Source organism: Acinetobacter sp. YH12098, assembly GCF_013419235.1.
GTDB classification, from domain to species: Bacteria; Pseudomonadota; Gammaproteobacteria; order Pseudomonadales; family Moraxellaceae; genus Acinetobacter; species Acinetobacter amyesii.
Window position 1 is genome coordinate 1 of record NZ_VPAO01000034.1, and the last position, 14,763, is coordinate 14,763.

Genomic DNA, 14,763 nt, shown 5'->3' on the forward strand with positions numbered 1-14,763 from the left:
TTAGAGGAATTGCCACAAGATACGATAAGCTAAAACGTAACTATCAAAGCGCTGTTGCTTTAGCTTGTATATTTATATGGTTGCCTCTTTAGCTCAATTTATCGGCTGTAAATGTCAACACACCCTAGTATCAATCATAAATAGTACCAATTAGATTGGAGGCTAATCAGGAGATAAAAGCTTTTAAAGTGCAGGCGATTGTTCGGTAGAAGAATTTATATAAACAAAATTTTAAGTTCTGCAGAATTGAAAATTTATGAGAAAAGGCTGATGATTTTCTGGTTATTTTAGGGATTATTTTTATTGTTATTTAAAATGGATTGAATGATCGAGAAGGTAGGGGTGGCATCTTTTCTTTTTTCAAGATGGATGATGCCTCATCCATCTTCTAACTTAAAATTCTGTTGATTTTTGCTTTCGATATTTGTGGTCAATGACTGCCCATAAATAAAAGGCTACAGAGACAATAAGCGCATAAGCAAAATATTCAGGTCTTAAATTTCCTTGTATTAAGCCTTGAATAAGTAGTGTCAGCATGAGAGCAATAGTGGTGCTTGTATAGGTCACCATGTTCTTATTTGCCTTCAGAGCGTTAATGAAGAATTGCTTTTTGAAATGTACTGATAACATCTCCACCCCTCCTTGTTGTTGTTTAGCCAAAACCCATGATTTTGGTCAGGTTTGAACTACTGTTGTACTTCGAAACTAGAAGTATTTCAATAGTAAATGTCATTATTTTGTCATAAAACTATGTTAGATCATCGTATAAGAATAATCATTTTATTCATATACTAAATATTATGAATCTAAAGGTGTTGACTGGTGAGTAAAATGGTCGATGCATAATATCTATGTATGAATAAGCAATATATATACCAACACGGGTATATCGGCTTTATGACAAGAAACCGCCTAGCTTACAGTCTGAATCGAGCTTAATCATGGAGTTTGTGTACGGTGTATTTTGCAGAAAGTATTTGTATTTTAACTATTATTATATTTTGTAGCCAAAGGGCTGGCTTTTTTTCTCATCATGAAAATAAAACTTTATTTAAAAGTTCAATGACTTAGGGTTATTGTGCTGTAGTAGGACAAATAAATGTCAGTTTGGGTAAAACTCGACAATTATTGGTCACAGGTAAAATCGTCATTCGGGTAAAACTCCGATTTTAGACAGGTCAAAAAAGGTTATTTTTTAACTTTGTCAATTACAGCAGCAATAATCAGCACAATCGCAGAAGGGATCAGCCATGCTAAATTTTGTTGAGCAAGCGGTAGATTGGCAATAAAGCTTGGAAGCGCATCTTCGAAACCAGCTACTTTTAAACCATCAAAAATACCGAAAATAAACGCACAAGCGGTAACAGGAGCAATAACTCGTGATGGTGAAATAAACCATTTAGAGCAGAAGCTAAGTAGGATAACTGCAATCGCAGGTGGATAAATTGCACTTAAAACAGGCACTGAAACTGCAATGAGTTTGGTTAAACCTAAGTTTGAAATCAGCAGTGAGAAACCAACTAAAATGAACACAAAAACTTTGTATGGAATTTTAGTCAATTCTGAGAAATATTCAGCACATGCGCAGGTCAAGCCAATCGCGGTAACCATACATGCAACAAAGATCATTGCAGATAGGAAATAAGCGCCCATATCACCAAATGCATGTTGTACATATGCATGCAGGATCACTGCACCATTTGTTGCATTTGGAGCAATATCATGGCTGCCCATACCGAGTTTGAACAAGCTGATATAAACCAGTGTAAGTCCAATACCTGAAATAATACTGGCAATGACAGCATACTTGGTGACGAGCTTACTATCCGTTACACCACGTGAAGTAATGGCTTTTACGATCACGATACCAAAAACTAAAGCACCTAAAGTATCCATGGTTAAATAACCATTGACCACACCTTCAGAAACTGGTGCAGCCACGTAGTTACCAATTGCAGGCGGAATTACACCAGCAGGGATAAAGAACGCAGAGATACCCAGTATAACGAGGCCTAAAATCTTGAGTGGTGAAAGGAAATAACCTACGGTATCTAAAATTTTATTTGGGTAAAGTGAAACAATCGTCACCAATGCAAAATAAATCACGCTATAAATCAGCAGACTGTTTGCGCTGTTACCAAAATAAGAAGAGAAACCAATTTCATAAGAAACGGTAGCTGTACGAGGTGTTGCAAATAAAGGTCCAACAGCTAAGTAACACGCGACAGTAAGGATAATGCTGGCTGCTTTACCCAAAGGCGAACTTAAAACTTGAATAGAACCTTCAACACGCGACAAAGCAATAATCGTGATGACAGGTAGGCCAACTGCAGTGATCAAGAAACCAAATGCAGCTAACCAAACATGTTCACCCGCTTGCTGTGCGACAATTGGTGGGAAAATAATGTTGCCTGCACCAATAAACAGTGCGAAGGTCATAAAACCTAAGGCAACAATATCCCGTGTACGAAGACTTGTCATAAAGGGGAGATGAACTGTGAAAAAAGGCAATTTTAGTGCAATTAAGCTCGTTTTTGGAGCAAAATTTATAAATCGTATAGATAGTTTTTATAATACGAATTATGAATATATTGACAGATAAAATAATGTTTTATTTATATCTATGATAAATAAAAGAAATTTATTGTATATAAATTTTTTATAGGAATATGTTTAACTATTAAGATTTATCAGATATAAATCAATTGTTCTAATTTTCAGCACTAAATAGGATGCTATAAGCCGAATAAATGCAGAAATATTGGCTGAATAAAACAAAAAAAATCTAAAAGGTCTATAATTTGGTTTATTCAAATTTGAGGATATTCAGATGAAAGCTTCCAAAATCACGATTAAAACCGAGCAAGATATTGAAAAATTACGCATTTCAGGTCGTTTAGCTGCTCAGGTTTTAGAGATGATCGGGGAGTATGTCAAGCCGGGCGTGACCACTGAATATCTAGACGATATCTGTAATGATTTTATCGTCAACACACTTAAAGTGATTCCTGCCAACGTTGGCTACTATGGCTATACCAAAACCACCTGTATTTCACCGAATGAAGTGGTTTGTCATGGTATTCCTTCGAAAGAAACTGTATTGAAAGATGGTGACATTATCAATATTGATGTTGCCATCATTAAAGATGGTTATTTTGGTGATACCAGTCGTATGTACTATGTGGGTGAGGTTTCGCCTGCGGCTAAAAAGTTAGTCGAAACTACCTATGAAGCGATGGTTGCAGGGATTCATGCTGTTAAACCGGGAGCAACATTGGGTGATGTAGGCTATGCCATTCAACAAGTTGCTCATCGTGAAGGCTACAGCATTGTACGTGAATATTGTGGTCACGGGATTGGTAAGGTTTATCATGAGCAACCAAGTGTTTTACACTATGGTCAACCGGGTCAAGGTGTCATTCTGAAAAAAGGCATGGTCTTTACCATTGAACCGATGATCAACAGCGGTAAAGCGCGTACTAAAGAGTTAAAAGACGGTTGGACAGTAATTACCGCAGACCGTTCTTTATCGGCACAGTGGGAACATATGGTGGTTGTAACCGATAGTGGTTTTGAGTTGCTATCTCCATGGCCAGAAGGTACAGGTACATATCCTGCAATCTAAGCTAAATCGCGAATTTAATCCTGAATCTGCTGTATCTAAAGGATTGAAGTTAAATTAAATTATACATGTGTATAATTTTTGACTTTAGTCTAATAATTTGTGGTGTGTATGAACGTTATAGGTTTTAAGACTAAGAGGTTTTGTCTATAGCTTAATTTATAAGGCTTTGCTTATAACTCTGAAAATCAGTTAGAGCTATTAACGATTTAATAAAGATGTATTTTATTTATATAATATGATTACAGATTCTGCTGTAGTTTCTGATTTTCTTAGTTTTTAAGTTTTCGCTTACCCATCACATGGGTAAGCTTTTTTTTGCCTAAAATTTAGCGTGTTCATGTTGGCTGAGTTTTTCAACTAAGTAATCAATGAATACTCGTACAGCAGGTAATAAGCCACGACGAGATGGATAAACAGCATGGAATATACCATGTGCAGCTTTCCATTCAGGTAACACACGAACCAAAGCACCTGATTTCACATGGTCGGACACAATACTGTCGGGCAATAACACCACGCCACAATCTTGGCAGGCTAGCGCAGCTAACATAGACAGGTCAGAGCCCATCACCGTTGGATTCACTTTAATTTTTTTCTGATGATGCTGTGCATCGGTCACAATGATATGTTGATCAAGATGCTCATCCGCCATACTTAATATTTGATGTTGCGATAAATCTTCAGGGTGTTTGAGTTCGCCAAATTTATTCAGATACGCCTGACTGGCAAATAAGTGCTGCTCAATCGTTTCAAATTTACGAATGACTAAATTGGGGTCGTCGTCTAGATTTGAACGTACACGTAGCGCAAGATCGAAGCCTTCATTAATGATATCTACGCGCCGATTGGTCACCATCATTTGCACTTTGATTTCTGGATATTGCTTTAAAAATTCAGGCAAAATTTTGGTCATTTCATTTTGCGCGATGGAAACAGGTAAGCTGACTTTAATTAAGCCGCGCGGCTGCGTACTGAGATGATCAACCAAATCATGTGCGGCTTGAGCGGCATTCATCATAACTTGTGCATGGCGGTAGATATTCATACCAATATCTGTAACAGCAAAATGTCGTGAACTACGTTGAATCAGGCGGACACCTAAACGTTCTTCTAAGTTATAGACCCGACGACTCAGTTTTGATTTTGGAATATCTGTTGCACGTTCTGCTGCACTAAAACCACCATGTTCGACCACTTGGGCAAAACAATAAAAATCATCTAGATCACTCAGCACTGTTCTTATTCCATATTTGCAACGATTTAGCTAATTAACTTGAATTGTTTCATGAAGTCAATCACGTTTTGTAGTTTTTCATGTGAGAAAGTTGAGTAAAATTGCCAAGACTAAAGTCGGGTTAACCTTGTAATCGTTTCACATTAGCATGACCAAACAATAAATGTGGTGTATACATCTTTTAAATAACCGAATTTGAAGGATGTGATTTGAGTGTCGTCCTGATATATTCAAATAAAAGACCATTATGAAAGAAATTCGACATTAAAGGACAATGTCATGGAATTAAGACATTTACGTTACTTTGTCGCCGTTGTAGAAGAACAGAGTTTTACGAAGGCTGCTGAAAAGCTATTTATTGCTCAACCTCCTTTAAGTCGTCAAATTCAAAATTTAGAAGAAGAGTTGGGTGCACAGCTTTTTGAGCGTGGCAGCCGTCCTTTGAGAACCACCACCATTGGCCGTTTCTTTTATCAGCAAGCCGTGAAATTACTTTCAAATGCAGAAGAAATTAAGCTCATTACGCAGCGGGCCAGTGCTACTGAACGTACCATTAATATTGGGTATGGCGGTTCCTTACTCTGTGGTTTATTACCTCGAATCGTTTATTTGTTCCGCCAGCAATATCCACACTTAAATGTAAATTTAATTGAACTGAGTGCAGTTGATCAGATTCAGGCATTAAAAGAAGGTCGGGTTGATGCATGTTTTAGTCGAGTTCGTGTGTCGGATCAGGCGGTTAAACGTGTGCTATTGCGTGAAGAGCCTCTGATTGTTGCGGTGCATTCAAGCCATCCTTTATCTTCACAGCAGCAGATTGCATTAAATAATCTCAAAGATGAGCAGATTTTTATTTATCCTGCAACGGATGGTCAAAGTTATGCAACGCTGATCAAGTCTTTATTTTTAGAATATGGGATGGAGCCGAAACGCTTCAATACTCAAGCAGATTTGCAGCAATCACTGGGTATGGTCGCTGCGGGCGAAGGCATTTGTATTGTTCCTGAATCTGTCCAAATTATGCAGTTTAGGCATGTGAATTATGTGAAATTATCGGACAGTGCCGCCATTAGCCAAATTTATTTGATTGTGCGGAATGATGATGAAGGGGAATTGGCACGTCCTTTATTTGATTGTGTTTACCAAGTATATGATTTGGAAGCAATTGAATACGATCGTCGAGTTTTCTAACATTTGTTTTAAAATTAATTTAGATGTTAATTTCGAAATTCAATTTAGAAGCAAACAGTTAAGTAACACTTTCCTTCATACAAAAATAGGCTCAATCTTGAAAGTTTTGAGCCTATTTTTTTTATTTAGTGTTATTAGACCGCTTGTTTTAAAAACTTGGTGACTTCACGGCTAAATTTGACCGGTTCACTGAGCAATGGCGTGTGCCCCGATTTCTTAAAAATGATTTGCTCTGCATTGGTTAGGCTGTCAGCAATAATTTTTTGACCTTGGGCAGGATAGAGGATCGATTTTGCACCTGTGAAAAAAGTTGTTGGTGCGGTGAGTGCTGCAATGGCTTCACGATAATCTTCAGTATGGTTCAAATAGTTTTGAATATACCAATATAAATAGGTCACACTTTGTGAGGGTAACATCAGCTTCTGTAAAGTTGGTTGTTGGTATGCAAAACGGAAAGCGGATAAAGCATAAGGATTGCTATTTTGTAAGTCTATGAATCTTAACCAAGCGTCGACCAGACCTTGACGGTCATGTTTATTCATCTGCTGTGCAAATGGCACGGAGAGGTTGGTTGCAAGTACCTTCGAGATGTCTTCTAAAATACTTAAAAACTCATTGTGGCGTTTGCCATATAAACCATATTGCCAATCTGCATCTACTCGTATTTTAGGGGTTTGATCGATGTGTAAATAGCGTTTAATTTTTTCAGCAAACTGACCGTATTTTAAACCGTGCATGGTGGTCGTTGCCCCCATGGAGTAGGCAATCACCGTGATTTTATCGTAACCAAGCTGGGAAACTAAGCTGTCAATATCTCGCCAATGGCTTGAAATGGTGTCCGTATTTGGAATTTGACAATGTTTAGAGCCGCCAAATCCACGCCAGTCTGGAATGATAAATTTAAAATGCTTTCGGTGTTGATATAGAAAAGGGTGCCATTGCCAACTTTGCATGCCCAGTCCAGATAAAACCAGGATGGGTTCTCCTTGACCATATTCACGAACATACAGTTGTTGTTGATCTGGCATTGTATAGTGTGGCATGCGGCTTCCTATTTATTTTTTGTTTTAGCGATTAAATTTATGCAACTGTGGAATGATGGTTTCAAGCCATTTGATCCAACCGATTTCCAAATCAATCCCAAGCTGTAAAATCATTTTATGAATGTACAAAGTACGGTCTTCATCATGCGCATGTGCAAAGTCTTTTGCAAAAATAGACTGGTACACTTTTAGTTTTTCTTTGTGAATTTCTAGGTGACGTTCTAATTCGGGTAATACGCCGTTTGTGCCCAGTTGAGCTTCAGCACGTAAACGAACCATTAACTCTTCACGTAACTGAGCCGGAGGGCTTTGCTCAACCATCCAATTGGCTAATTCAACACGTCCAAGCTGTTCAACTTGGTAGGTTTTTTTACGGGTTGTACTGTGGTCATCTTCAATGGTGCTGATCCAGCCTTTTTGCTGCATACCACTGAGTTCACGGTAGATTTGCTGATGTGTCGCATTCCAAAAAAAGCCCATAGAGCGGTCAAAACGGCGTGCAAGGTCAATTCCTGTACTCGGTTTTTCAAGTAAGCTCGTGAGTAAAACATGGGCTAAAGACATATATGGCTCAGTCAAAATAGTTTTGTACTTTTTATTATGCAACATGTTGCATAAAAATCAAATCTCGCATATAAATTAGTGCAACAAGTTGCAAAAATCTTGTATGCGTAGATGGAAATAGAAAGCTCGTATACAAGCGAAGATAAAAATAGCCAGCTTTTCAGCACGCTAAGGAGAAAAAATGTCAAATTATCCAAATTTATTGGCACCACTAGATTTAGGTTTTACAACGCTAAAGAACCGTGTATTGATGGGTTCTATGCATATCGGCCTTGAAGAAGCACCGGGTGGCTATGAACGCATGGCAGCTTTTTATGCTGAGCGTGCGAAAGGTGGTGTAGGTCTGATTGTAACTGGTGGTATTTCTCCCAATGATGATGGTGTGACATTTGCTGGTGGTTCAAAATTAGACTCTTTAGAAGAAGCAGAAAAACATAAAGTGATTACGCAGGCGGTACATGATTCTGGCGGTAAAATTGCGATGCAGATTTTGCATACAGGTCGCTACTCGTATCAAGCCAATAATGTTGCACCTTCATCTATTCAAGCACCAATTAACCCAGTAAAACCGCAAGCTTTAAGCACAGCAGACGTCGAACGCACGATCAATGATTTTGCCAAATGTGCTCAGTTAGCACAGACAGCGGGTTATGACGGTGTAGAAGTCATGGGGTCAGAAGGTTATTTAATTAATGAGTTTATTGCTGCACGTACCAACCACCGTGATGATGAATGGGGTGGCAGTTATGAAAACCGGATTCGTTTTCCAATTGAGATCGTGCGTCGTACGCGTGAATTAGTCGGTGAAAATTTTATTATTATTTACCGTCTTTCTATGCTGGATCTGGTTGAAGGTGGTTCGACTTTCGAAGAAGTTGTGCAACTTGCAAAAGCCATTGAAAAAGCCGGTGCAACTATTATCAATACCGGTATTGGTTGGCATGAAGCGCGTATTCCGACCATTGCAACCAAAGTGCCACGTGCTGCATTTACATGGGTGACCAAGAAGTTAAAAGGTCTTGTGAATGTTCCTTTAATCACTTCAAACCGTATTAACACCCCTGAAATGGCTGAACATGTTCTTGCATCAGGTGATGCAGATATGGTGTCCATGGCACGTCCAATGTTAGCTGACCCATGTTTTGTGGAAAAAGCAGAACAAGGGCGTAGTGATGAAATTAATACCTGTATTGGTTGTAACCAAGCCTGCCTAGATCATATTTTCTCAATGAAAATTGCAACATGTTTGGTTAACCCTCAAGCCTGCTATGAAACTGAACTGATATTTAAAGAATCTGCACAGGTGAAAAATATCGCTGTGATTGGTGCGGGACCTGCGGGTTTAAGCTTTGCAACTTATGCAGCAGAACGTGGTCACAATGTAACGGTTTTTGAAGCTTCAAGCCAAATTGGTGGGCAGTTTAATATTGCGAAAACGATTCCTGGTAAAGAAGAGTTTTATGAAACGCTGCGCTATTTCAAACGCAAAATAGAACTATTGCCTCAGATTAAATTGGTACTGAACCATACGGCAACCTATGAAGAATTAGCTCAGTCTGAGTTTGATGACATCGTGGTGGCGACGGGTGTAACACCGCGTCAGTTAGATATAGATGGTATTGATCATCCAAAAGTATTGAGTTATTTACAAGTTTTACGTGAGCGTCAACCAGTTGGCAAACGTGTAGCGATCATTGGTGCAGGCGGTATTGGTTTCGATACGGCTGAATATTTAACGCATGAAGGTGAAAGCGGTAGCCTCAATCCTGAGAAATTTTATGATGAATGGGGAATTGATACCACTTATGCGCAAGTCGGTGGCTTGAAACATCCAGACGTCGAAGAATCGCCGCGTCAAGTGTATTTATTGCAGCGTAAGGCTAAATCGGTCGGTGCTGGCTTAGGTAAAACCACGGGTTGGATTCACCGTACAGGTTTGAAACACCGCGATGTGAAAATGATTGCGGGTGCAAGCTACGATAAAATTGATGATCAAGGTTTGCATATTACCGTTGATGGTCAACCACGTATTTTAGATGTTGATCATGTGGTGATTTGTGCAGGTCAGGAATCCTATACCGCGATGTATGAACAGCTACAAGCAGATGGAAAAAATGTGCATCTGATTGGTGGCGCGAAAGAAGCGGGTGAGTTAGATGCTAAACGTGCCATTCGTCAAGGTGCAGATTTGGCTGCGGTGATTTAATCAGCCTCATACTTAACCACGACAACTACATTCAATTTAATATGCAGTTGTCGTGCTTCCTCTCCATTTTGAGAGGAGTTTGAGGATAGGGAAATGATTCATCAACAAAAAAAGGACATAAACATGACTATTGAAATAACAAAAAAATCTGTTGCACGTTGGCACGAAATGCTCGACACACGGGATATGAATATTTTAAATGAACTCTTGGCAGAGGATGTGGTGTTTCGTTCACCTGTCGCGTTTAACCCATATCCAGGTAAGCCTGTAGTAACTTTTATTTTGACCAATGTGATTCAAATTTTTGAAAATTTTACCTATCACCGTGAGTTTTACTCAGAAGATGGTTTAAATGTGGTGCTTGAGTTTTCTGCCAATGTTGGCGAGAAAAAATTAAAAGGGATCGACATGATTCAGTTTAATGAACAAGGACAGATGATTGATTTTGAAGTCATGCTCCGTCCGAAAAGTGGCTTGGAAGCATTGGCGGCGAAAATGGGTGAGCGCATTATGCAATATCAGCCTTGAATCTGCTGATTTTTAAATGCTCGTCACAGAATGATAAAAAGCATGATGGATATTGTCATGCTTTTTGCTTATGAGGTTTAAGTAAACAAATATTGCTAGTGAGATATGGTTTTGTAGATACGTTTGTTTAATGGGCCTTGTTGGTCAAAGTGAAAAGATTGAAATGATTTGCTGTAGTGCGAAGCGAGGTGAAGGTAAGGTCAATGAATAATGTGATGCATAAAGGGCGTCTGGCTCTTTTAAATTTTGTAGATCATGCCATCGGTGCGGAAATACCACAGCTTTATTATCATCCTGAAGGGCAAATGCAACATGTGCTGCCGAAGTTAAAGCAACTACATGAAAAATATCGTCCTACGCCTTGGCTGTCGAATACCCATGCACATTTACTGTATTTTGATGTCATTAAAAAGCGTCAAGTGAAGCTTAAATATGATGCCATAGAGCAGCTAACCATGGCTGATGGTGGAATCACAGCCATTGCATGGTTGGGTTTGGATTTACCTGCGGATGTGCCAACTGTGGTGCTCATGCATACGATTACGGGAACGCCTGAAAGTATGCGAGAAGTGGTTCGGGATCTTCATCTATATACAGGTTGGCGCATTGCGCTATGTTTAAGACGCGGTCATGCCAATTTACCTATGCCTGTTGCCAAAATAAATTTATTTGGTTCAACCGATGACCTGCGTGAACAGATTGCCTTTATTCAGCAGAAATTTCCCGAATCGAATTTATTTGGCGTCGGTTCATCTGCAGGAACGGGGTTATTGGTCCGCTATTTAGGCGAACAAGGTGAGGAAACACCACTTAAAGCGGCTTTTGCTTTATGTCCGGGCTATGACACCGAGCTTGGCTTTAAAAATGTCCATCCTTTTTACAGTAAAATGATGACCAAGAAGCTCTTTCAGAAATTTGTAGAACCCTATTCTGCAACATGGTCAACGACTCCATCTATAATTGAAGTCCTAAAAAGTAAAGATCTGGCGCAGTTTGAACGTGCTTATTTTCAAATGGCGGGTTTTACTGATTATGAAAGTTATGCCAAATCCACCAACCCAATTTATGTATTTGAAAATCTTAAAATTCCTTTGATGATTTTAAATGCCGAAGACGATCCTATTTGCCACATTCAAAACTTTGAGCCCTATAAAGAATTAATTCGTTCTTTGCTGAATGTGGTGGTGGTGACCACCAAAAAAGGCAGTCACTGTGGTTATTATGAAGGTCTTGTTGATACCCATTCATGGGCAACCAAATTGATGGCAGATTTTTTAAAGTTATATGCGAACTAAAAAATAGCCTACTTTGGATAGGCTATTTTAAGTGTGTGTTACTCGGCTTGTGCGCAACATGCAGTTGTTTGAGGTTTAAGCTTCATCTGTATCAATACTAAAATCAACGCTATAGCACTCAATGTCGCTCCTGTATAAGATACTGCAGCATAGCTTAGGTTGAGATTTAGTACTGCGGCACCTGCAACAGCGCCCAAAGCATTTCCAAGATTAAATGCACCAATATTCACTGAAGAAGCGAGGCCTGGTGCATCGTGAGCGACTGTCATAACACGCATTTGTAAAGGTGGTACAACGGCAAAGGCTGCTGCTCCCCAGATGATTAATGCAATCGCCGCGCCAATGGTGGTTGTTGCTAAAATTGGAAATAACAGCATCATCAGCATGAGTAAGACTAAAAAGCCAATCAAGGTTTTATCTAGAGACTGATCTGCAAACTTACCACCGAAATGGTTACCAATTGAAAATCCGATCCCGATTAAGACCAACATGAAAGTGATAAGCTCAGGGCTTGCATGGGTAAAGACTTTTAAGCTCGGTGCGATATAGGTATAGAGCGCGAACATAGCTCCAGCACTCATTACCGTGGTGAGCAGTGCTAAAACAACAGGCATGCGTGTTAATACTTTTAACTCTGCTCGTACATCAGGTTTTTCGGTCTGTTGCTGATGAGGTAGTGCTTTCCATAATGCCAACATGGTGATGATGCCCAGTAAGGTAATAGCGGCAAAAGACATACGCCAACCGATATTTTGCCCCACCCACGTTGCGAGTGGCACGCCGCCAATATTGGCAATGGTCAAGCCCATAAACATCATAGCAACGGCACTGGCTTGTTTATCTTTCGGCACAACACTCGCTGCAACGACAGAACCTAAGCCAAAAAATGCCCCATGATTTAAGCTAGTCACCAAACGTGCCGCCATTAAACCGAGATAATTGGGTGCAATCGTTGCCAAAATATTACCGATGGTAAAGATTGCCATTAGTAAAATAAGGGCAGTACGTTTAGGAAAACGTGCTAACCATAAGGTCATTAATGGGGCACCAATCATGACGCCAACGGCATAGGCACTAATCAGTAAGCCCGCTTGAGGAATGGAAACCGATAAATCTGCTGCGATTTCAGGCAAAAAACCCATCGGTGAAAATTCTGTTGTGCCAATTGCAAAAGCACCTACGGCTAATGCAATTAATGGAAAATTGAATTTCATATTAAATATCCCACACTGGAGCAAGTTCAGGTGGGTTCACTTCACGTGCATTTCTGTCTAGTGTGGCAATGGCCTGCATCTGTTCTGATGTTAAATGAATGTCTTGAGCTTTTAAGTTACTGGTTAAATGTTCACGTTGGGTTGACGATGGAATTACGGCATAACCCTTTTGCAGCGCCCAAGCGAGTGTCACTTGTGCAACTGAAGCTTGGTGTTGTGCTGCAATATCAGAAAGTATTGGGTCATTTAGCACTTTGCCATAAGCCAAGGTCATATAAGAGGTGACATCAATATTTTGCTGTTTTAAGTAAGTCGCAAGTCGTTCATTTTGAAGATAAGGACTCAGTTCAATTTGATTGGTTGCAATCTGCTCAGCACCTATACTGTCAATAGCTTGTTGAGTAAGCTCAATATTAAAATTAGATACACCAATATATTCAGTCAAACCTTGTTTTTTTGCCTCAAGTAAATGTCCCATTAATTCTGGAATATTGACTCCAAGTGCAGGTGCAGGCCAATGAATAAGTGTGAGGTTAACTGCATCCGTCCTTAATTTAATTAAGCTGTCTTTTAGACTGGGTATCAGTTTGTCGGCAGCATAATTTTCAGTCCAAATTTTCGTGGTTAAGAAAATATCAGCTCGATTGACCTGACTTTCATCGATTGCTTGGCCTACTTCTGCTTCATTACCGTAGATTTGTGCGGTGTCTACAGCACGATATCCAACTTCTAAGGCAGTTTTAACAGAATGAATGACAGTGTCACCTGTCAAACGGAAGGTGCCGACACCAAATTGAGGAACAATCATCAGGAATTCTCTTTTTTTGAGTTGATGCTATTGTGCTGCTAATTTTATTGAAGAAAAATGCATGAGTTTGGAATATATTATTGATTAAAAATCACGAATTCGAATATGCAATGAAATCGACCATTGAGGAGCTGCAGGCTTTTACTGTTATTGTAGATAGTGGCTCTATTATCAAAGCAGCAGAAAGATTAGATCAAACAGCATCTGGTGTCAGCCGCGCATTACAGCGTCTGGAATCTAAATTAAATGTAACCTTGTTGGAACGAACTACCCGCAAAATTAAGCTCACGCAAGAGGGGCAATTGTTTTTAGCAAAAACACGGCGGATATTGAATGATTTGAGCGAAGCGGAAGATTCTCTGCTGAAATTAGATGCCGACACTTCTGGTCTTGTACGAGTCGATTCTGCAATTTCTTTTATACTGCATGTCATTGTGCCTTTAATTCCTGAATTTAATGCACGTTATCCGCATATACAGATTGAATTGGTGAATCATGATCAAGTGATTGACTTATTAGAGCATAAAGCGGATGTCGCGATTCGCTTTGGAAAATTAAACGACTCCAGTTTGCACGCAAAACTTATCTACAAGAGTCGATTGTGTTTGGTGGCGAGTCCTGACTATCTTCAGCAGCATGGGCATCCGAAAAATGCTGATGAGCTAACCGCACATGCTTTGCTTGGTTTTAGTCAAATTACACACATGAATACGTGGCCGATCCAAGTCGGTGGAAAACCACTAACGATTCGACCAAACATTAAGGCATCAAACGGTGAAACGATACGCGAGCTTGCAATTCATGGCATGGGTATCGCCTGTCTTTCGATTTTTATGTTAGAAAAAGATATTGCGGAAGGGCGCTTGGTACAACTTTTAGATGATCAAATCGAACCGCATGAACAGCTGATTCATGCCGTCTATTATCAACAAGAGCATTTACCCAAACGTGTTCGTTTATTTATTGAGTATTTAGCTGAAAAACTACAAGAGCGATTGTGAGCAAAATTAAGTCATTTGCTACAGATATATATTTATGTACAAGCAATAAAAAGC

General features: G+C 39.5%; 13 protein-coding genes and 1 pseudogene. 7 read left to right on the forward strand and 7 right to left on the reverse strand.

Features of this window, described 5'->3' with window-relative positions; genetic code table 11:
* A pseudogene (locus FTU38_RS11700) lies at nucleotides 1–92 on the forward strand (IS5/IS1182 family transposase); the annotation flags it as partial.
* Between the two features lie 301 nt (nucleotides 93–393).
* On the opposite strand, the gene FTU38_RS11705 reads toward FTU38_RS11700, so the two are convergent.
* Nucleotides 394–630 carry a hypothetical protein gene (locus FTU38_RS11705; protein ID WP_078188534.1) on the reverse strand — a complete coding sequence of 79 codons (237 nt, stop codon included), beginning with the start codon at nucleotides 628–630 and terminating at the stop codon, nucleotides 394–396.
* 558 nt (nucleotides 631–1,188) lie between these two features.
* A complete protein-coding gene (gene brnQ / locus FTU38_RS11710; protein ID WP_180004967.1) occupies nucleotides 1,189–2,481 on the reverse strand; it encodes a branched-chain amino acid transport system II carrier protein in 1,293 nt (430 codons plus the stop codon).
* A 349-nt stretch (nucleotides 2,482–2,830) separates the two neighbouring features.
* Between brnQ and map the strand changes: the two genes are divergently transcribed.
* Nucleotides 2,831–3,625: a type I methionyl aminopeptidase gene (map, locus tag FTU38_RS11715; RefSeq protein WP_168378636.1), complete on the forward strand. Its 795-nt coding sequence runs from the start codon at nucleotides 2,831–2,833 to the stop codon at nucleotides 3,623–3,625.
* A gap of 319 nt (nucleotides 3,626–3,944) precedes the next feature.
* Here the strand turns inward: map and FTU38_RS11720 are convergent, their stop codons facing one another.
* A complete protein-coding gene (locus tag FTU38_RS11720) occupies nucleotides 3,945–4,859 on the reverse strand; it encodes a LysR substrate-binding domain-containing protein (RefSeq protein ID WP_180004968.1) in 915 nt (304 codons plus the stop codon).
* A 279-nt stretch (nucleotides 4,860–5,138) separates the two neighbouring features.
* Here FTU38_RS11720 and FTU38_RS11725 point away from each other — a divergent pair, with 279 nt between their 5' ends.
* Entirely contained in the window at nucleotides 5,139–6,050 is a 912-nt protein-coding gene (locus tag FTU38_RS11725; protein WP_078188530.1) for a LysR family transcriptional regulator, read from the forward strand.
* A 134-nt stretch (nucleotides 6,051–6,184) separates the two neighbouring features.
* Here the strand turns inward: FTU38_RS11725 and FTU38_RS11730 are convergent, their stop codons facing one another.
* Both FTU38_RS11730 and FTU38_RS11735 read right to left on the reverse strand, forming a co-directional pair.
* A complete protein-coding gene (locus FTU38_RS11730) occupies nucleotides 6,185–7,093 on the reverse strand; it encodes an alpha/beta fold hydrolase (protein ID WP_180007844.1) in 909 nt (302 codons plus the stop codon).
* Nucleotides 7,094–7,117: 24 nt separating this feature from the next.
* Nucleotides 7,118–7,657, reverse strand: a complete 540-nt coding sequence (locus FTU38_RS11735; protein ID WP_180005106.1) for a PadR family transcriptional regulator — start codon at nucleotides 7,655–7,657, stop codon at nucleotides 7,118–7,120.
* 181 nt (nucleotides 7,658–7,838) lie between these two features.
* Between FTU38_RS11735 and FTU38_RS11740 the strand changes: the two genes are divergently transcribed.
* The 3 genes from FTU38_RS11740 (at nucleotide 7,839) to FTU38_RS11750 (ending at nucleotide 11,686) form a co-directional block, all read left to right on the forward strand.
* Nucleotides 7,839–9,863: an NADPH-dependent 2,4-dienoyl-CoA reductase gene (locus FTU38_RS11740; RefSeq protein ID WP_180111275.1), complete on the forward strand. Its 2,025-nt coding sequence runs from the start codon at nucleotides 7,839–7,841 to the stop codon at nucleotides 9,861–9,863.
* Between the two features lie 123 nt (nucleotides 9,864–9,986).
* Nucleotides 9,987–10,391, forward strand: coding sequence for a nuclear transport factor 2 family protein (locus FTU38_RS11745; RefSeq protein WP_078189187.1), 405 nt, complete (start codon nucleotides 9,987–9,989; stop codon nucleotides 10,389–10,391).
* A gap of 203 nt (nucleotides 10,392–10,594) precedes the next feature.
* Nucleotides 10,595–11,686, forward strand: coding sequence for a YheT family hydrolase (locus FTU38_RS11750; RefSeq protein ID WP_180111277.1), 1,092 nt, complete (start codon nucleotides 10,595–10,597; stop codon nucleotides 11,684–11,686).
* A 38-nt stretch (nucleotides 11,687–11,724) separates the two neighbouring features.
* On the opposite strand, the gene FTU38_RS11755 is transcribed toward FTU38_RS11750, so the two are convergent.
* Both FTU38_RS11755 and dkgB read right to left on the reverse strand, forming a co-directional pair.
* Complete coding sequence (locus FTU38_RS11755) at nucleotides 11,725–12,900, reverse strand: MFS transporter (protein ID WP_180011266.1); 1,176 nt, start codon at nucleotides 12,898–12,900, stop codon at nucleotides 11,725–11,727.
* A 1-nt stretch (nucleotide 12,901) separates the two neighbouring features.
* On the reverse strand, nucleotides 12,902–13,708 hold the full coding sequence (gene dkgB / locus FTU38_RS11760; protein WP_218945807.1) for a 2,5-didehydrogluconate reductase DkgB: 807 nt from the start codon (nucleotides 13,706–13,708) through the stop codon (nucleotides 12,902–12,904).
* Nucleotides 13,709–13,818: 110 nt separating this feature from the next.
* Between dkgB and FTU38_RS11765 the strand changes: the two genes are divergently transcribed.
* Nucleotides 13,819–14,709: a LysR family transcriptional regulator gene (locus FTU38_RS11765; RefSeq protein WP_180111305.1), complete on the forward strand. Its 891-nt coding sequence runs from the start codon at nucleotides 13,819–13,821 to the stop codon at nucleotides 14,707–14,709.
* Nucleotides 14,710–14,763: the final 54 nt, after the last annotated feature.

What these genes read in the sequence shown, in the direction of transcription:
- FTU38_RS11725 (WP_078188530.1), top strand. Translation starts at nt 5,139, where the DNA reads ATGGAATTAAGACATTTACGTTACTTTGTCGCCGTTGTAGAAGAACAG.
- dkgB (WP_218945807.1), bottom strand. Translation starts at nt 13,708, where the DNA reads ATGATTGTTCCTCAATTTGGTGTCGGCACCTTCCGTTTGACAGGTGAC.
- FTU38_RS11705 (WP_078188534.1), bottom strand. Translation starts at nt 630, where the DNA reads ATGTTATCAGTACATTTCAAAAAGCAATTCTTCATTAACGCTCTGAAG.
- brnQ (WP_180004967.1), bottom strand. Translation starts at nt 2,481, where the DNA reads ATGACAAGTCTTCGTACACGGGATATTGTTGCCTTAGGTTTTATGACC.
- FTU38_RS11750 (WP_180111277.1), top strand. Translation starts at nt 10,595, where the DNA reads ATGAATAATGTGATGCATAAAGGGCGTCTGGCTCTTTTAAATTTTGTA.
- FTU38_RS11730 (WP_180007844.1), bottom strand. Translation starts at nt 7,093, where the DNA reads ATGCCACACTATACAATGCCAGATCAACAACAACTGTATGTTCGTGAA.
- FTU38_RS11745 (WP_078189187.1), top strand. Translation starts at nt 9,987, where the DNA reads ATGACTATTGAAATAACAAAAAAATCTGTTGCACGTTGGCACGAAATG.
- FTU38_RS11765 (WP_180111305.1), top strand. Translation starts at nt 13,819, where the DNA reads ATGAAATCGACCATTGAGGAGCTGCAGGCTTTTACTGTTATTGTAGAT.
- FTU38_RS11740 (WP_180111275.1), top strand. Translation starts at nt 7,839, where the DNA reads ATGTCAAATTATCCAAATTTATTGGCACCACTAGATTTAGGTTTTACA.
- FTU38_RS11755 (WP_180011266.1), bottom strand. Translation starts at nt 12,900, where the DNA reads ATGAAATTCAATTTTCCATTAATTGCATTAGCCGTAGGTGCTTTTGCA.
- map (WP_168378636.1), top strand. Translation starts at nt 2,831, where the DNA reads ATGAAAGCTTCCAAAATCACGATTAAAACCGAGCAAGATATTGAAAAA.
- FTU38_RS11735 (WP_180005106.1), bottom strand. Translation starts at nt 7,657, where the DNA reads ATGTCTTTAGCCCATGTTTTACTCACGAGCTTACTTGAAAAACCGAGT.